This is a genomic window from Shewanella inventionis (assembly GCF_014641855.1).
In the GTDB taxonomy this organism is placed as follows: domain Bacteria; phylum Pseudomonadota; class Gammaproteobacteria; order Enterobacterales; family Shewanellaceae; genus Shewanella; species Shewanella inventionis.
Window position 1 is genome coordinate 136587 of sequence record NZ_BMII01000003.1, and the last position, 18569, is coordinate 155155.

General features: G+C 42.8%; 16 protein-coding genes. 7 read left to right on the forward strand and 9 right to left on the reverse strand.

The window, feature by feature from the left end; translation table 11 throughout:
* Window positions 1-78 precede the first annotated feature (78 nt).
* The 3 genes from IEW93_RS02865 to IEW93_RS02875 are packed head-to-tail and all read right to left on the reverse strand — an operon-like array spanning window position 79 to window position 2086.
* A complete protein-coding gene (locus tag IEW93_RS02865; RefSeq protein ID WP_188736726.1) occupies window positions 79-459 on the reverse strand; it encodes a DUF423 domain-containing protein in 381 nt (126 codons plus the stop codon).
* Entirely contained in the window at window positions 460-1194 is a 735-nt protein-coding gene (locus IEW93_RS02870; RefSeq protein ID WP_188736728.1) for an alpha/beta family hydrolase, read from the reverse strand.
* Window positions 1175-2086, reverse strand: coding sequence for a transcriptional regulator GcvA (locus IEW93_RS02875; protein ID WP_188736731.1), 912 nt, complete (start codon window positions 2084-2086; stop codon window positions 1175-1177). The genes IEW93_RS02870 and IEW93_RS02875 overlap by 20 nt, the downstream gene beginning before the upstream one ends.
* A 179-nt stretch (window positions 2087-2265) precedes the next feature.
* Between IEW93_RS02875 and IEW93_RS02880 the strand changes: the two genes are divergently transcribed.
* Window positions 2266-2490, forward strand: coding sequence for a hypothetical protein (locus IEW93_RS02880; protein WP_188736733.1), 225 nt, complete (start codon window positions 2266-2268; stop codon window positions 2488-2490).
* Between the two features lie 113 nt (window positions 2491-2603).
* Here the strand turns inward: IEW93_RS02880 and thiI are convergent, their stop codons facing one another.
* From thiI to pomA, 3 genes are all read right to left on the reverse strand, one after another.
* The gene (thiI, locus tag IEW93_RS02885; protein ID WP_188736735.1) at window positions 2604-4058 is read right to left on the reverse strand and encodes a tRNA uracil 4-sulfurtransferase ThiI; all 1455 of its coding nucleotides are present in this window, start codon (window positions 4056-4058) and stop codon (window positions 2604-2606) included.
* A gap of 297 nt (window positions 4059-4355) precedes the next feature.
* Window positions 4356-5282, reverse strand: coding sequence for a flagellar motor protein MotB (locus IEW93_RS02890; RefSeq protein WP_188736737.1), 927 nt, complete (start codon window positions 5280-5282; stop codon window positions 4356-4358).
* A 3-nt stretch (window positions 5283-5285) separates the two neighbouring features.
* Window positions 5286-6053, reverse strand: coding sequence for a flagellar motor protein PomA (gene pomA, locus IEW93_RS02895; RefSeq protein ID WP_188736739.1), 768 nt, complete (start codon window positions 6051-6053; stop codon window positions 5286-5288).
* 359 nt (window positions 6054-6412) lie between these two features.
* On the opposite strand from pomA, the gene xseB reads away from it, so the two are divergent.
* Genes xseB through dxs form a run of 3 tightly spaced genes read left to right on the forward strand, consistent with a single transcriptional unit; the run spans window position 6413 to window position 9456 of the window.
* Window positions 6413-6649 (forward strand): exodeoxyribonuclease VII small subunit, encoded by a 237-nt coding sequence (xseB, locus tag IEW93_RS02900; protein WP_188736741.1) that lies wholly within the window; start codon window positions 6413-6415, stop codon window positions 6647-6649.
* A gap of 37 nt (window positions 6650-6686) precedes the next feature.
* The gene (ispA, locus tag IEW93_RS02905) at window positions 6687-7568 is read left to right on the forward strand and encodes a (2E,6E)-farnesyl diphosphate synthase (protein WP_188736743.1); all 882 of its coding nucleotides are present in this window, start codon (window positions 6687-6689) and stop codon (window positions 7566-7568) included.
* Window positions 7569-7590: 22 nt separating this feature from the next.
* Window positions 7591-9456 carry a 1-deoxy-D-xylulose-5-phosphate synthase gene (gene dxs / locus IEW93_RS02910; RefSeq protein WP_188736745.1) on the forward strand — a complete coding sequence of 622 codons (1866 nt, stop codon included), beginning with the start codon at window positions 7591-7593 and terminating at the stop codon, window positions 9454-9456.
* Window positions 9457-9552: 96 nt separating this feature from the next.
* On the opposite strand, the gene grpE is transcribed toward dxs, so the two are convergent.
* Window positions 9553-10158, reverse strand: a complete 606-nt coding sequence (grpE, locus tag IEW93_RS02915) for a nucleotide exchange factor GrpE (RefSeq protein ID WP_188736747.1) — start codon at window positions 10156-10158, stop codon at window positions 9553-9555.
* 154 nt (window positions 10159-10312) lie between these two features.
* Between grpE and nadK the strand changes: the two genes are divergently transcribed.
* From nadK to IEW93_RS02930, 3 genes are all read left to right on the forward strand, one after another.
* Window positions 10313-11191 (forward strand): NAD(+) kinase, encoded by an 879-nt coding sequence (gene nadK / locus IEW93_RS02920; RefSeq protein WP_188736749.1) that lies wholly within the window; start codon window positions 10313-10315, stop codon window positions 11189-11191.
* Between the two features lie 337 nt (window positions 11192-11528).
* Window positions 11529-13181 carry an L-lactate permease gene (locus IEW93_RS02925; RefSeq protein ID WP_188736751.1) on the forward strand — a complete coding sequence of 551 codons (1653 nt, stop codon included), beginning with the start codon at window positions 11529-11531 and terminating at the stop codon, window positions 13179-13181.
* Between the two features lie 133 nt (window positions 13182-13314).
* Window positions 13315-16119 carry an FAD-binding and (Fe-S)-binding domain-containing protein gene (locus IEW93_RS02930; protein WP_188736753.1) on the forward strand — a complete coding sequence of 935 codons (2805 nt, stop codon included), beginning with the start codon at window positions 13315-13317 and terminating at the stop codon, window positions 16117-16119.
* An 83-nt stretch (window positions 16120-16202) separates the two neighbouring features.
* Here the strand turns inward: IEW93_RS02930 and IEW93_RS02935 are convergent, their stop codons facing one another.
* Both IEW93_RS02935 and IEW93_RS02940 read right to left on the reverse strand, forming a co-directional pair.
* A complete protein-coding gene (locus IEW93_RS02935; protein ID WP_188736755.1) occupies window positions 16203-17267 on the reverse strand; it encodes a CobW family GTP-binding protein in 1065 nt (354 codons plus the stop codon).
* Complete coding sequence (locus IEW93_RS02940) at window positions 17264-18538, reverse strand: DEAD/DEAH box helicase (protein WP_188736757.1); 1275 nt, start codon at window positions 18536-18538, stop codon at window positions 17264-17266. Before IEW93_RS02940 ends, IEW93_RS02935 begins: the two co-directional genes overlap by 4 nt.
* Between the last annotated feature and the right edge of the window lie 31 nt (window positions 18539-18569).

Genomic DNA, 18569 nt, shown 5'->3' on the forward strand with positions numbered 1-18569 from the left:
TTAACGTAAGGAGGGTCGCATACAATAGCGAGACAATATTCCCGCTATTATAACCAAAAAAACATAAGAAAGGAGAATTTAGCCGCGCGCTTTTGATTGCCAAATGGCTATTGCAAATAACAACCATCCCATTAGCAAACACAAACCACCTAAAGGCGTGATAGGTCCAATCCATTTCGCCCCCGTAAAGGCATACAAATAAAGCGAACCTGAAAACAACACCATCCCGGCGATAAAACTGTAGGCCGCCCAGCTCAGTAGTTTTGAGCTAATCCATTGTCCAGAAAAGGCTAACGCAATAAGGGCAAAGGTATGATAAAACTGATAGTCGACCCCAAGCTTAAAAATACTCACTAGCTCTGGTGGGGCAATCGATTTAAGCCCGTGGGCAGCAAAAGCCCCTAACGACACAGCTAAAAAACCGCTTATTGCTGCGATAAGTAATATACCCTTATTCATTTATTCAGCCTTTTGCAAAAAACATACATCTTGAGTGTTAATAAAATCACTAATGCTGCAAACAGCCAATTGTAAATGACCTTCTAAGGTGTGCCCTGAAGATTTTCTCGGTTGTAAGCTGTGATCGCCATCATTCATCCAGCACAATTGAGTCTTTTCTGATAGTGTCCAATGATGAACCTGTTCACGGCCGCCAAACTTATCCCGTTCACCTTGAACGATAAGTATTGGTAATGGGTTAGTCTGGATCGGCGACAATCTCGGCTCGCCCCCTTTAAGGGGCACAAACGGATACCCCAAACAAACAACCGCGCTAATTTTTGATGCAATATTTTTTGCCACAGATGACACAAAACAATATTCATTACTGGTTATTATTGCCGACATCCGGGCGCCCATTGATTTTCCCATCAACACAATGCGTTTAGGGTTAATCAAACCTTGATCGATTTTTTCGCCAACATCTATCAATACCTGCTCAAAATGATTGAGTAATTTAGAGGCACGATCAGGTGGGCGACGTTTGCCATCTTGCATATTGACTTGCATGTACAAAAAATTAAATCGATACACTTGAAAGCCTGCATCGACCAACTTATTGCTCATACTCACCATAAAGTCATGGTGCATATTCGCACCCGCACCATGAGCAAAAACAATTAAGGTATCGCTAATATCGCCCTGGAGAATATAATCTTGCGCCAGTGCATCTTGATTATCCGGTAAGCAGCTCACTGCGTGACTCCTCAGCAAACATGTCTACCATCCATTCCCTAAAAGCGGAGATTTTACCTATTTCAGAGTGATTTTGTTGGCACACCAAATAATAAGCATCTTTACTCACCAGCACTTCAGAAAACGGACAAACTAACCGCCCTGCTTTAATGTCTGGCCTTGCCAATACACTGTATCCTAAAGCGACACCTTGTCCGTGAGCTGCTGCCTGCAACACTAATGACGAATGACTAAAAATGGGACCTTGATTAACATTAATGTCTGTTACCCCACATTGCCTAAACCATGCCTGCCAATCCTGGCGGCTCGAATCATGTAATAAGGTATGAAATTTTAAATCGCTCGGCTGAGACAAGGGTTTAGGGCCGTTGAGTAATAAGGGAGAGCAAACGGGGATCAACACTTCATTGCGCAGCTTATCAGCCCGTAAACCGGGCCAATTACCTTGGCCGTAGTAAATCGCTACATCGACATCATCGGTTAATGAACTTGCGTCGCTGTCTACGGCTTTAATGCGTACGTCGATATCAGGGTTTTTCTCGCTAAATTTTGCTAAACGAGGCACTAACCACTGAATAGCAAAACTTGGCGACATGCTCACCGTTAACGAGCCAACTGCACTGCGTGCAAGTAAACGATTAGTGGCTTCACCAAGCTCAATAAAAATATCTTTAATATCGAGAAAGTAGCTTTGCCCCTCTTCTGTTAACAATAATGATCTATTCTTACGCCTAAACAGCTTTAGCCCTAAAAAATCTTCTAATGCTTTGATCTGATGACTTACGGCAGCTTGAGTGACGAACAACTCTTCTGCGGCGCGGGTAAAGCTCAGATGCCTTGCTGCGGCCTCAAATGCTTTAATGGCATTTAAGGGAGGCAATCGTCTAGACATAGTGATCAATCTCTCATTTTATGATTAGTTTTTCTAATGATTATCGTTATTTTTTGTCGTTTGTAAAGAACACTGTGTTTGGTTAAATTAGCATCATTGAAAATACAGTTGGACAATCTCTACGACGTAAACGGGATAGTCCGGCAAATGTGAAAAATTAGCCTGGAGGCTCACCCCTTATGTTCAATCTAAAAACGGTTATTGCATTAACCCTAACATCGATTATTAGTGTTGTTTCTGCCCAAGCAACAGAGCTTGAGCCAATCAATATGACAGATTTACACGCCGAGCTTTCTCAAAGCATTGAAGAAATGCAAATTGACATTAATGACGATGTTAACAGCATTTTAGTTGCAGACAATGAAGAAGCACAACAAACTTCTAAAGCAACTCAAGCAAACTGATGCAAACTCAGTATTCAGGCATAAAAAAACCGCATTAATGCGGTTTTTTTATGTTTGTAAATCATAGGCTAACCCAAAAAATTAATTGAAGGTTAGCCTATATAGCCTCACGCTTACGGACGATAAACTTTAACGTTTGTGTAGCCTTGCTCAATTAAGTATAGCGCTTGCAATTTACTCATTACACCACGATCACAATACAACAAGTACGTTTTACTCTTGTCTAAATCGGCAAACTGAGTCGAAAGCTTAAAAAATGGAATGGTTTTAACCATCACGTTCTCGATTTCTAACGGCGCACGTTCTTCTTCTTCCGGTGCGCGCACGTCAATCACAACTTCACCCGAGCTGACCTCTTTTACGGTTTCAGTTTCAGTCACCTGCTTGTTCATTTCGGCTTCGATATCACGGATATCCATAACAACGGCAGCATCAACGACGCGATCAATTAAGTCTTCAGAGAATTTAAGCTCTTCTTTTTCAACTTTTGACAAAATAGCTTTAACTGTTGGCTTTTGCGAAATCACCCCACAATACTCTGGAATTGACTTGGCAAAATCTTCAGTGCCAATCACACGGCTTTGATTAATAATATCTTGCTTGTCCATAGCAATAAGTGGACGCAAAATTAATAAATCAGTACTGCGATCAATTACATTTAAGTTGGTTAGCGTCTGGCTAGACACCTGCCCTAAGCTTTCTCCGGTAACTAAAGCTTGAATACCATACTTGTCAGCAATACGTGTAGCAGCGCGCATCATCATACGTTTTAACACAACGCCCATTTGACCATTATCAATACGCTCTAAAATTTCAGCGACAACTGGCTCAAATGGCACAGAAACAAAACGTACCTTATGTGACTCACCGTACTTTTGCCACAAATGGAAAGCCACCTGCTTTACACCGATTTCGTGCTGAGCACCACCGAGATTAAAGAAACAGTAATGGGTACGAGCGCCCTTTTTAATAAACTGAAAACTTGATACGCCAGAGTCAAACCCCCCCGATATCAACGACAACACATCTTCTTGAGTCGCCATCGGAAAACCACCTAAACCAGGAATACGGCGCTCTACCATATACAGTTTATCTTGGTCTATCTCCAGATTAACGGTGACCTCAGGGTTTTTAAGTCTAACGCCCAATGCATCTGTGTGCTGGTTTAACCCACCGCCAACATAACGTTCAACGTCAATCGAGTTAAAATCATGTTTACCAGAGCGTTTAACACGCACGCAAAATGTTTTACCCGCTATTTCGTCACGGTATTTTGGCAGAACTTGCTGATAAATATGATCTATCGATTCAAAGCTGTGTTCACTTACCTGTACAACGTGAGCAATACCTGGAATGCAGGCTAAACGCTCTGCAAAAGCGTCACCTAACTCAGGTTTATCGGCTGGTACTTTCACTAAAATACGATCATATAAACGTTGTACTTTCGCCTCTTCATCGACTTTTTTAAGTACGTTACGAATATTCGTCTCGAGCATTTTGGTAAAACGCATTCTTACCGACTTGCTCTTCATCATTATTTCAGGGTACAGCTTTACAATAAACTTCATGGGGCGTCCGCAGGCATAACTCATCCATTAGCACAGCGTTAACCAGCTAAAAGGAGTTGTAATACATTGATTATATAATTGAAAAACAGCTTACAGGGTTTATCAAACTCAGCCTTATCTACAAAGCTGAGTAAAAACGTAAGCAATAATTGGCGGATTATACCAAAAGCTGACTATTTACCAAACATATTCACTTGTAATCATGCAATTTGTGAGGGAAATACGGTTAAGTAACAAGTTAACAACAAAAAACGCGCAATCTGTTTAGATTGCGCGTTAAAAGGTAAAATGAATAACTTACTGAGACACGGTTATCTCATTGGACTCTTTTGCTTTACCTTGTTCAATCGAAATTTCAACTCGGCGATTACGCGCCTGGTTTTCATTTGTATTATTAGGAACTAATGGCCTATTTGACGCTTCACCCACGACTTTCATTCGGGTTTCATCAAAACCAGGCACACGCCTTAACTCATCAGCCACAGCAACAGCACGTTGGCTAGATAGCTCCCAATTTGAACTGTAAAGTTCATTACTAATGTGCGCGCCATCAGTGTGACCAGACACAGTTACAATGCCTGGTACATCTTTTAAAAGCGACCCAATTGAGCGCACAATAGGCTTAAATTTTGGTTGTAAAAAACCAGAACCAGAGGCAAACGAGCCTTTTTCACGGATCCTAATAATGATTTGTTGCCCTAGAGACTCAATTTCAATGGCACCATCAACGATTTCTTCGTTGAGTTTTTCGGCCATTTTTTTCACTTGTTCATTAATATTTTCTTGAGCTGAGGCGGCATCTTTTTTCAATGATTCTGCTTCTTGCTGTGCCGTTGCAGCAGCATTACCGCCACGTTGTTCGCCACTTTGCTTTTGCGTACCACCTGCACTGTCTTCTTCGCCCGCTTGATATTCAATCGTCTGCTGAGTCATTTCATTCGTTTGCTGATTAATAATTTCAATCGGCGTTGGATCGGGACGACCCGGGCGAAATTCAAGCGCAATCACAGAGGTCCCTTTCGGGATATCTTTGACTTCTACTTTGTTTTGCACACCAAAAGCGTACTTCATCGAGCCCGCAATTTGCTTAAACTTCATCACGTCCATTTCAGAAAACGCTAACAATAAAACAAAGAAGCACATCAGTAATGACATTAAGTCAGCAAAGGTTGCCAGCCACATAGGTGCACCAGCCGGTGGACAATCACACTTGGCCTTAGCCATGAGTTACTCTCCGTCCGTTGTATCAATTTTGCGCTGTTTTTCCGCAAGGTAGTTCTTTAAAAAGCCTTCAATAACCCGAGGGTTTTGACCATCTTGAATGGCCAACACGGCATCCATAATTAAATTACGGTTTAATAATTCCTCGTTCATACGCAGTGACAGTTTATCGGCCATAGGCAGTGCAATCATATTGGCGATAACAGCACCATATAGTGTGGTCAACAAGGCAACAGCCATAGAAGGCCCAATCGATTTTGGGTCATCCATGTTTGACAGCATTGCCACTAGCCCCACAAGCGTACCAATCATTCCCATTGCCGGTGCAACATCACCCATGGCTTTAAAGATACTAATACCTGTTTTATGGCGCTCTTCTGTTAAAGCTATGTCTTTTTCCAGCGCATTGCGTACCACATCACCATCGTGGCCATCCACTAACATATCTACCGCTTTTTGCATAAAGGTATTGGTAATAACGGCTTCTTCTAAGGCTAAAAACCCCCCTTTACGCGCTGCATCCGCCATGGTGACAGATTGCTCAATCAAATCCTCGGGTTTATCAATTTTAAAAATAAAGGTTTTCATGCCAATTTTAATCGAACCTAAAAATTGCTTTAGGTTAAACTTCATCATTACAACAAACAAAGAACCCATGATAACAATCAAAATTGATGGCACATCGATAAATAAACCGATACCACCACTGGTTACCATTGCGCCAATAATAAACGCAAAAGCACCGATAATACCTATTAGGGTAGCTAAATCCACAACCTCTCCTCAATCGCAGCGATGATCCTGCTTATTTATGTATGTGCTTTGTTAATGCTATCGATGATGACGTTTTAGCATAATTCTGTCGACACAATTCACAACTATGACAATACTGTAAAAGTAATCATGAAATTTGCCAACAAGATGTTAGTCGAAATTACGCTACCAATATTGCTATCTTTTGAAACTCATAACTGATTATCGGACAAACTCGGTCCAAGTTTAGCCTGTTTTTAAGGTTTCTAAAAAAAATTCAACAACAAAGCGTGCTGTCGAGCAAATAATAGACGACTGTATTTGACCGATGCGTTAGCCTGATATACCTTGTCACTCGCGCCAAAAGAGGAATATGAATCGTGGCTAAAAAACCAGAAAATCTCAGTTTCGAACAATCCTTAACAGAACTCGAAACAATTGTTGCTAATTTAGAACAAGGTGAGGTCTCACTAGATGATGCGCTCAAACAATTTGAACGCGGGATTACCTTAGTGCGTCAAAGCCAAGCTAAGCTAGAGCAAGCCCAACAAAAAGTGTCTATTTTATTAAATGAAAATGATGTTGAGTTAACGCCATTTTCTGTCGAAAGTGAATAATCATCAATCATTTAGGTTGAATTATAGGTCTTGATACGTGTTAGCTGAAGCAATAAAAACTTACCAAAAACGAGTCGATGCGGTACTGAGCGAGCATTTAAACCAACTTGACGAAGCCGCACCTCAACTAAAAGCGGCCATGCAACACGGTGCACTACTGGGCGGTAAGCGTATCCGTCCTTTTTTGGTTTACAGTGTAGGCGACATGTTTGGGGTTGACGTTAACGTCCTTGATAAAGCCGCGGCTGCCATTGAATGCATTCATGCTTATTCTTTAATACACGACGATTTACCGGCAATGGACGATGACGCGTTGCGCCGTGGGCAACCCACAGTACATATTGCTTTTGATGAAGCCACCGCCATTTTAGCAGGCGACGCCCTGCAAACTTTGGCCTTTGAAATCATCACATCGCCATATGAAGGATTAACCCCCAGCCAACAATTAGCCATGGTCAACGTGTTAGCTAAAGCTTCGGGTTATCAGGGGATGTGTGGTGGGCAGGCAATTGATCTCAGCGCGACTAATCACAGTATAGATTTACAACGCTTAACCGAATTACACAATAAAAAAACCGGGGCATTAATTAGCTGCGCCGTAGAAATGGCGTTAATAGCAGCTAATGCACCCGCAGAACAATATCTGCTGATGATGCAATACGCTAAAACTTTAGGGTTAGCGTTTCAAGTTCAGGACGATATTTTAGATATAACATCAAGTACACAAGAGCTTGGAAAACCTCAAGGCAGTGATGAGCAATCCAATAAAAGCACCTTCCCTAAACTCCTAGGTCTACCTGGTGCAAAGGCCTGTGCAGAACAACTAATACAAGATGCACTATCAGCGCTGACTAAATTGCCATACAATAGCCAGTTAATTGCAGACTTCGCCCGCTACATTATTGAGCGAAGATTATAATAAAGAGTCAGAAAATCTCGCTATGAGTTTCGATATTTCTAAATTCCCAGTACTAGCGCAAGCTAATACGCCTGAAGAATTAAGGAAGTTACCGCAAGGATTACTTCCGCAAGTGTCTGATGAACTTAGACAATTCTTACTTCAGTCTGTTGGTATTTCCAGCGGACATTTTGCGTCTGGCTTAGGCACGGTTGAATTAACCGTGGCGCTTCACTACGTGTACAACACGCCAGTTGACCGTTTGATTTGGGATGTTGGCCACCAGGCATATCCACATAAAATATTAACCGGTCGTCGAGAGCGCATGCACACCATTAGGCAAAAAAATGGTTTGCACCCCTTCCCTTGGCGTGAAGAAAGCCAATACGACACTTTTAGTGTTGGCCATTCTGGCACTTCAGTTAGCGCTGCGTTAGCGATGGCTGTTGCTGCTGAGAAAGAAGCGGCTGGCCGTAAAGTGGTCGCGGTTATTGGCGACGGTGCAATGACCGGCGGTATGGTGTTTGAAGCGATGAACCACGCGGGTGACCTCCATAAAGACATGTTAGTTGTATTGAATGACAACGAAATGTCTATTTCAGAAAACGTCGGCGCGTTAAATAATCATCTTGCTCAGTTAATGTCTGGTCGCTTTTACACCACCATCCGCGAAAACAGCAAAAAAGTGCTTAAAGGCATGCCTGTGATTAAAGAAATGGCAAAGCGCACCGAAGAACACCTTAAAGGTATGGTTGTGCCTGCAACCTTATTTGAAGAGTTAGGTTTTAATTACATTGGTCCAATTGATGGCCACGACGTAGACTCGCTTGTTGAAACCATGCGCAATATGCGCAACCTAAAAGGCCCGCAAATCCTGCATATCATGACCAAAAAAGGTCGTGGTTATGAACCTGCAGAAAAAGATCCTATTGGTTGGCATGCCGTACCTAAATTTGATCCAAGCCAATTTAAAAAACCTGCAACTAAGCCTGGTTTACCGACTTTTTCACAAGTATTTGGTAAATGGTTATGCGATGTCGCCGCTCAAGATGACAAACTAATGGCAATAACACCCGCCATGCGTGAAGGCTCAGGTATGGTTGAGTTTTCACAACGATTCCCGAAACAGTATTTTGATGCAGCTATTGCCGAGCAACATGCTGTGACACTCGGTGCAGGTTTTGCGTGTGAAGGCCTTAAACCAGTTGTGGCCATCTATTCAACCTTTTTACAGCGCGGATATGATCAATTAATTCATGATGTTGCCTTGCAACGCTTGCCTGTACTCTTTGCTATAGACCGAGGCGGCATTGTGGGCGCGGATGGCCCAACACACCAAGGAGCGTTTGATTTAAGCTTTATGCGCTGCATCCCTAATATGGTGATTATGGCGCCGTCAGACGAAAACGAATGCCGGCAAATGCTTTACACGGGCTACTGCTACCAAGACGGCCCAACAGCCGTTCGATACCCTCGAGGTAGTGCAACTGGTGCAGAGCAGGTTGAAGAAATGACAGCAATGCCGATAGGCAAAGGGGTACTAAAACGCCAAGGCAAAAAGATTGCCATCGTTAACTTTGGTACCACATTAGCGGCAACGCTTGAAGCTGCTGAACAACTCGATGCCACAGTGGCAGACATGCGATTTATTAAACCACTTGATGTAGATTTACTCGTCGAACTGGCAAACAGCCATGATTATATCGTCACGGTTGAAGAAAATGCCATTATGGGCGGCGCTGGCTCTGGCGTGCTCGAAGCCTTACAAAAGATGCGAATTGTGAAGCCTGTATTATTGATAGGCTTGCCTGATGAGTTTATTAAGCATGGGGCACCCGATGAAATTACAGCAGAGTTACAACTTGATGCTGCCGGAATTTTGTCGCAAATCAATGCGTTTGTGTCTTAAAGTGGCATATTGTTACGGTTAATGAACATAAAAAAAGGACTGAAAATTCAGTCCTTTTTTTTATCTATAATTTCGTAACGTTTACGCTTTTATGGTCTACGCTTCTACGTCTACGCTATTACCGCCTTGCGAAACCATCACCATTGCAGGGCGTAATAAACGGTCATTTAGCAAGTAACCTTTCTGCATTACCATCATCACGGTGTTAGCAGCAAACTCGGCACTCGGTTGCATGCCAATAGCTTGATGATGCTCAGGGTTAAATGCATCACCTTGAGGGTTAATTTGCGTTACACCAAACTTCTCAACAGAAGTCAAAAAGCCCTTCATGGTTAACTCAACACCCTCATAAATGGCCTTAGTGGCTTCATTTTCAGGATCGGTTCCTTGTAAAGCACGCTCCATATTGTCAATCACTGGCAATAATTCGTTAGCGAACTTTTCTAATGCAAACTTACGCGCTTGTTCTACATCTTTTGCAGCACGAGTACGAATATTTTGTGTTTCTGCCGCTGCACGAATTTCAACATCTTTACGTTCGGCCAACTCTGCTTGAGTTTCTGCTAATTGTTGCTCTAATTCTTCAATGCGAAAATTTGCTTGGGTCAATTCATCCATCAAACTTGCTTCATCAGCCACGACTTCAGGTGTTACCACTTCTTCCACTTGATCTTGCGGTGCGTTGTTCGATTCGTTGCTCATTTTCACTCCAGCTAAAAAATGCAATATTGGATATGCTAATAATGTGACTATTTACTGATTAATTAACAGCAAATAGCACACTTTTAATAAGTTTGAGTATATTATGGGGATCAATTCTTATGTTTCAAGTCCTAAAGGCACAACAAACTCGAATATGACTAAATTGTTCAACACAATCGGACTCATCGGCAAACCGCATCATCAAGGGACAAATCAAACCCTAAGGCGATTGCATCATTGGCTCAGTGTTCAGGGCTTTAATGTGATTGTTGAAGAACGTGTCGCAGCCGAGTTAGGCCCTGAGGTTTGCTCAATGGACCTGCTCGAAATGGGTGAACATTGCGACTTAGCGATTGTGGTCGGCGGCGATGGCAATATGCTAGGGGCGGCAAGAGTATTAGCTCGATTTGACGTGGCAGTAATTGGAGTAAACCGAGGAAACCTTGGTTTTTTAACGGATTTACCACCCGATAATTTTGAAGATGCATTATCTAAAGTCTTAGACGGGGAGTTTGAAACAGAACACCGATTTTTACTTGAAGCAGAAGTCCATCGTCACGGTAAGATCACCTCAAGTAATACCGCAGTTAATGAAGCGGTACTGCATCCTGGCAAAATTGCTCATATGATCCAATTTGAGGTGTATATTGACGAGCAATTTATGTATAGCCAGCGCGCCGACGGCATGATTGTCTCGACACCAACAGGCTCAACGGCATATTCATTATCTGCTGGCGGCTCTATTTTAACCCCTAACTTACAAGCGCTAATATTAGTGCCTATGTTTCCGCATACCCTGTCATGCAGGCCCATCGTGGTCGATGCTTGCAGTACGATTAAGTTAGTCGTTTCACCCAATAACGGTGAAAACCTTGAGGTCAGTTGCGATGGCCATGTGCATTTAGCCGTGTTACCTGGCGATGAAATTTTTATTCGCCGATCTAATGAACGCTTACGCTTAATCCACCCCAAAGGTCATAATTACTTCCATGTCCTGCGCAATAAATTAGGCTGGGGCAGTAAACTTTTTTAACTTATGACCCCTGTCACATACCTTAACGCCCATGCGTGAAACGCTTCACATTAACACTCACTAATACACGTTATCTTAAAGCCATTCGTTTCTCCAAATGACATGGCTTTTTTTATACTTTTATACATCCCCAAAAAACGTGATCTAAAACCAATATCTAAAATACTGCTACAGGATGTGGATCCCACTTCTTTAAGCGAACTTGCTTTCTCGAGTTTTAGATGATCTCGATCAACTCTTTTAACACTTAAATAACGTCTATTACGCCCTAGTTAGCCAGAAGCTAACACAAATAATAACAACTCAATACCCACTAAATAGTGATACAGAGGTATGCATGACAATATTACAGTTACTCGCAAGCTTAACGCCCATTATTAGCGTAATGGTATTTTTAGTACTAATGCGCTTACCGGCATCAAAAGCAATGCCCATATCAATGATTGCAACAGGTCTGGCAGCAATCTTTATATGGCAAATGGACACGCAATTACTTGCTGCGTCTGTTGTTGAAGGTCTTCTATCTGCACTAACACCGCTTACCATTATTTTTGGTGCGGTGTTTTTGTTAAACACCCTAAAATTCTCTGGTGCCATGGATACCATACGTTCAGGTTTTACTAACATCAGCGCAGATGCACGCGTGCAAGTTGTCATTATTTGTTGGTTATTTGGCTCATTTATTGAAGGTTCAGCAGGCTTTGGTACGCCAGCAGCAATTGGTGCACCATTACTTGTATTACTCGGTGTCCCTCCGATTGCAGCAGCGGTTGTTGCCTTAATAGGTGACTCAACTGCAGTATCGTTTGGCGCAATTGGTCTGCCAGTATTATTTGGTATGGAGCAAGGTCTAACCGAAGGTGGCGTTAACATGGCTGCTGCGCAATTTGCAGAACATGGCGGCACATTTGTTGGTTACGCACAGTTCATTGCTAAGCACATGATCACTATCGATTTAGTTACCGGCTCACTCATTCCATTGGTTATGGTGTGTGTATTAACGGGCTTTTTTGGTCGTAACAAATCAATCAAAGAAGGTTTACAAATCTGGAAATTCGCTATTTTTGCAGGTTTAGCCTTTACCGTACCAGCATGGTTAATTAACTATTTTGCTGGTCCAGAGTTTCCATCAGTGATTGGTTCTCTTGTAGGTATGGCGTTGGTTATCCCTGTTGCAAGAAAAGGTTGGTTATTACCTTCTCAACCTTGGTGTGACTTTAGCGAAAATGACAACAAGTCAGATGATGAGTTAGCCATTGATCAAACCCCCGTTAAATTCTCACAAATCGCAGCTTGGTCTCCTTACATCATCATGGCAGCCTTGTTAGTACTGTCTCGCGTGGTGGGTCCATTTAAGAGTTGGTTAACAAGCTTTAACATCAGCTGGACCGGCTTGCTAGGAACCGATCTTAAGGCCAGTTTTGCTACCTTCTATGCCCCTGGCATTTTCTTTGTTGCCGTGTGTTTGTTCGGTTTTGTGTTATTCAAAATGAAACCTAAAGCAATGAAGCAATCATTTACTGTGTCTTGCAAATCAATGCTACCTACCATCATTTCATTAGGTGCTTCTGTACCTATGGTGAAAATCTTCCTTAACTCAGGCGACAACGGGGCCGGTCTTGCTTCAATGCCTGTTGCACTTGCAGATTTACTGGCAAATAGCATGGGTGCGGTATGGGCTTGGGTGTCTCCTGTTGTCGGTATTTTTGGTGCATTCCTATCAGGATCTGCCACCTTCTCTAACATGATGTTCTCAGGCTTACAGTATTCAGTGGCAGACAACATTGGTATGAACCACGCGTTAGTATTAGCACTTCAAGGTATTGGTGCTAACGCCGGTAACATGATGTGTGTGATGAACGTTGTGGCTGCAGCAACTGTTGTTGGTATGGCAGGACGTGAATCAGAAATTATTCGTAAAACAATGCCTATCGCATTAGGTTATGCCCTTGTTGCCGGTACCATTGCAACAATTTGGGGCGGTTTTTAATTACAACGGATATCAATAACGAAATACCCAATATCATGGAGTTGCTGGCAGTAACGGCAACTCCATAAACAAGGGTATAACCGATTGTAGGCATAGCAGCCTACAAAACATTACAGTGTTAAGAGAGCATGTTATGACTATAAACTATCAAGCGGTAATGGATATTTTAACGTCTCAATTGGGCAGTAAATTTGTTACCAATGATCCTGTACGTCGTTTTGCTTGGTCCACTGATGCGAGTTACTTTCGTATCGTACCTGAAATTGTGGTTCACGCAGACACGTTAGATCAAGTCAAAATCACCTTAAACGTTGCTAGAGCGAATAATGTACCTGTCACCTTTCGTGCGGCTGGCACTAGCTTATCTGGACAAGCAATTGGCGAAGGTATTTTATTAATACTTGGCCACGATGGATTTAGAACCATTGACATCAGCGAAGATAAATCGTCTATCTCATTGGGTGCAGCGGTGATCGGTTCAGATGCTAACGCAGCATTAAAACCTTTTAACAAGAAAATAGGCCCCGACCCTGCAACTTTAGCCTCAGCACAAATTGGCGGTATGGTTGCCAATAACGCTTCTGGTATGTGTTGTGGTACAGCGCAAAATAGTTACCAAACCATTAAGTCAGCTAAATTAATGTTTGTTGATGGTACAGAACTCGACACCGGTTGCCCAAATTCTAAAGCCGCATTTAGCCAATCACATTCAACACTTATTGCCGCATTATGCGATTTAGCCGAGTTAACTCAAAATAATCCAACACTCGCTGCACGAATTCGTAAAAAATTCTCGATTAAAAATACCACAGGTTACAGTATTAATGCGTTGGTGGATTTTTCTGATCCGTTTGACATCATTAACCACTTGATTGTTGGCTCTGAAGGCACATTGGCTTTTGTTAATGAAATCACTTACCACACGGTAGAAGAAGCGAAATTTAAAGCCTCTGCCATGGCGGTATTTTTTAATATGGAAGATGCCGCTAGCGCCATCCCTTTAATTAAAGGTGACAGTGTTGCCGCTGCAGAGCTTCTTGACTGGGCGTCAATTAAGTCAGTAACAGGTAAAACCGGCATGCCAGAATGGCTAAGCCAATTACCTGAAGGCTCGGCAATTCTGTTGATTGAATCACGTGCTAATGACGCTCAAACTCTCGATACATACACCAACGATGTTATCCAAAAAATTGCCCACATAAAAACCGAACGTCCAATTGAGTTCAGTAAAGATCCGGCAGTGTTTGGCCAATATTGGGCCATGCGTTCAGGCTTATTCCCTATTATTGGTGGCGCGCGCCCTAAAGGCACGTCAGTGATTATTGAAGACGTGGCATTTGAGCTTGAACACCTTGCCAGTGCTGCGGCAGATTTAACTGCACTATTTCATAAACATGGTTATCCTGAAGGGGTCATTTACGGCCATGCATTAGCAGGTAACTTCCACTTTATCATCACCCCAACGTTCGCTTCACAAGAAGATATCGATCGTTTCCATGCCTTCATGCAAGACGTGGCCGACATGGTGATAAATAAATACGATGGTTCAATGAAAGCGGAACATGGTACTGGGCGTGCTGTAGCGCCATTTGTGGAAATGGAATGGGGTAGCGATGCTTACACCCTAATGAAACAAATTAAACAAATTTTTGACCCTAATGGCTTACTCAACCCTGGTGTTATTTTAAATAATGACCAACAAGTCCACGTTAAAAATATTAAGCCATGCCCAGTGGTGGATGATTTTGTCGATAAATGTATTGAATGTGGTTTCTGTGAAAAAACCTGCCCAACATCAGCTCTAAACTTCTCGCCACGTCAACGTATTGCTGTTTTACGTGAGATTGAACGTTTAGAGCAATCTGGTGATAAACAAGCGGCTGCAGAAATGCGCGCCAGTGCGAAGTACGATGTTGTTGATACCTGTGCGGCCTGTCAGCTTTGTACTATCGCCTGCCCGGTTGATAACAGTATGGGACAGTTAGTGCGTAAATTGCGTACCCCTTACATTACCACCACAGAACAAAAAGTGCTCGACTTCCAGGCCAAGCACTTTGGCGCGGTAAACCAAGTCATTAGTACAGGATTTGATATTCTAGGCATTATTCATAAAGTAACGGGTGACACTATAACCAATTCAATGATGAATGCCGGTCGTATGATCACCAAAGAAGTGCCTTACTGGAATCCAGATTTCCCTAAAGGGGGTAAAGTTGCTAAGCCATCGGCGCATAAGCCTGGCCAACAAACAGTACTTTACTTCCCAGCGTGCGGTGGCAGAACCTTTGGCCCGACACCAAAAGATCCCGATAACCGTACACTGCCTGAAGTGGTTATCACACTACTAGAGCGTGCCGGTTACAATGTGATTGTGCCAGACAATACTCGCCATTTGTGTTGTGGCCAGATGTGGGAATCTAAAGGTGATTTTAAAAATGCCGATGCAAAACGTGATGAACTCATCGATGCACTCAGCAAATTGTCTGACAACGGTAAAGTGCCAGTCGTCGTTGATGCCTTGTCTTGTACATACCGTACATTAACAGGCAACCCGAAAGTTGCGATTACTGATCTAGTTGAGTTTATGCACGATAACTTGCTACCAAACATGAAAATCACCAAAAAATCTAATGTCACCTTACACCAAGGCTGTAGTGCCCGTAAGATGAAGTTAGAGCCAAAACAACAGGCCATTGCAGATGCATGTGCCAACCATGTTGTATTGCCTGCTGGGATTACCTGTTGTGGATATGCGGGTGAAAAAGGCTTGTACAAACCTGAAATCAACGCAAGCGCACTGCGTAATATCAAAAAACTCATTCCGGCTGAAACCAAAGAAGGTTATTACGCTAACAGAATGTGTGAAGTTGGCTTAACCCAACATAGCGGTATTTCGTATCGTCACCTTGCTTATTTATTAGAAGAGTGTACTCGCTAACCGCGTAAGCCTTTGTTAAAAAGCACAAAGCAAAATGGGCATTGATGTTATATCAATGCCCATTTTTTATTGCGCTAATCACATCAATAAAAACTAAAAAGCTGTTGTTGAAGCAGATCTCCATCGAGCGGTTTATCGCTGATAATTTCAATGCGCGAGTCAAGCGCGTCATCTAATTCATCCAGGGTTAGCTTATCATCCACCATATTAACACTCAAAATACCGTCAAAGGTGATGACAATGGCTTTTAACCTCAGTACGGCTAGCGATTTAACCGAGTCAACCCAGTCCATAAACAGTTCAAAATCAAAATGTTGCTGACTATCGATAATCCAGCCATAACTGTAGCAGCCTTCGCCTTGATTGGTTTTGTAAACATAACCCTGCACGGCAAGCTGTTGTTGCAGTTCATTATCAAGCAAGGTGGCGCCCACCTGTGGCATAAACCATGGCTCAGCAGAACGCGCAAGCATACTGGGAGGCTTAGCGGCTGCAACCTGCATTTGAGCGCGGTGGCTGGGCTGATTAAGCAAAGCGACAATTTGCTCGACTTGCGAGGCGTGAATAAAGTGATTATCGCTAAGCATAATGGCAGTGTCTGCCCGGCCTAACGCCGTCATAAAGTTCACTAAATTTGGCAGATTTTGCTCATCATAATGTTGAGCTTTGTTAGCTATCACAGTGTCAGCAATCTGCAACTGTTGTATAAATATGTCATGGTTGCAATAACGGCTATCACTGACTTTACGGGCATCCACCAGACAAAGACTGGTTTGCAATGTGATGATATTTTGCAAATGTGGCGCTTGTAACAGCTTTACAATTTCAGCAGGATGGCCAAGCCCTGTTGGCTCAATCAATAATCTATCAGGTTTAGCCTGTTGAATAATTTGATTAATCGCCACTTGCGTTGGCACACCTGCTGCACAACAAAGGCAACCACCTGGCACTTCTTTAATCACCACGCTGGCTGCATCTGAGGCGCTATTTAATAAGCCACCATCTATCCCTATTTCACCAAATTCATTCACTAACACAGCCCAAACTTCATTGTTGGGTTTATGGGCCAATAGGGCTTTAATAAGCGTGGTTTTACCAACGCCTAAAAATCCAGTAATAATGTTGGTCTTTATCGGTTTTGTTATCATTTTTTCGCTTTAGCGTATTTGCCTTTACGGCTCGGTTTCACATCGCCTTGTGATGGTTTTCCTCGGCGATGTTTAAATACTTTTTTCGGTTTATCTGGGCTAATGTCACGGTATCTTGCCGGTAAAGGGGCGCCTTCTTCATAGCCATTAGGAACTTGCATAGCTAAAGATTGGCCAATCAATTGTTCAATTTGACTTAATAACTCAAGTTCTTGTGGGCTGACTAATGAAATGGCCTCACCAGCAAGCCCTGCTCTGCCGGTTCTGCCAACTCGGTGAACATAATCCTCACACTCTTCAGGCAATTCAAAATTGATTACCCGAGGCAAGGCTTGAATATCTAAGCCACGTGCGGCCAAATCGGTAGCAATCAACACACGCAGCTGACCTGCTTTAAACTCTTCAAGCGCGCGATTACGAGCCCCCTGGCTCTTATCTCCGTGAAATACAGCAGATTTAATACCATCTAAAGACAATTCACGAAACAAATGTTCAGCGGTTTCTTTGCGGCTGGTAAATACCATCACTTGCTGCCAGTTATGCTTTCCAATCAACTCAGAAAGTAATTCGGCCTTACGACGAGTGTCTACTTTATAAACTTGTTGAGCCACATTCGCGGCTGTAGTTTGCGTTTCAACGTGAATATATTCAGGTTCGATAAGCATTTTTGCAGCAAGGCTTTTTACCTCTTCAGAAAAGGTGGCCGAAAACATCATGGTTTGATGTTGCTTGGCAATTAAGCGTTTTACTTTTTCAATATCTTTAACAAACCCCAAATCAAGCATGCGGTCAGCTTCATCAATCACCAAATGGGTCACAAACGAAAGATCTAATTCATGCTGTCCAATAATGTCAAATAAGCGCCCAGGCGTGGCAACTAGCAAATCAACACCTTGCTCTAATGCTTTACGTTGCGGATTAATACTGGCGCCGCCATAAATCGCTAAACTCGTTACATCGCAAAATTGGCCATACTGAATAAGATTTTGTTCAATTTGAATAGCAAGCTCACGTGTGGGCGTCATAATAAGCACCCGCAACCTTGCTACAGGGCTTAAGGCTTGCGCCGATTGTGATGCTATTAATTGGTGTAACAATGGCAGCGCAAACGCTGCTGTTTTGCCGGTGCCTGTTTCTGCACTGGCTAAAATATCGCGCCCGTTGAGCGCTAGGGGGATAACCGCTTGTTGAACAGGAGTCGCTGTATGATAACCTAATGGTTCAACAGCATTTAACAGTAATGGCGATAACCCTAGCGAAGAAAATGACATAACAGACTCAATAAACAATAAAATAGACCAC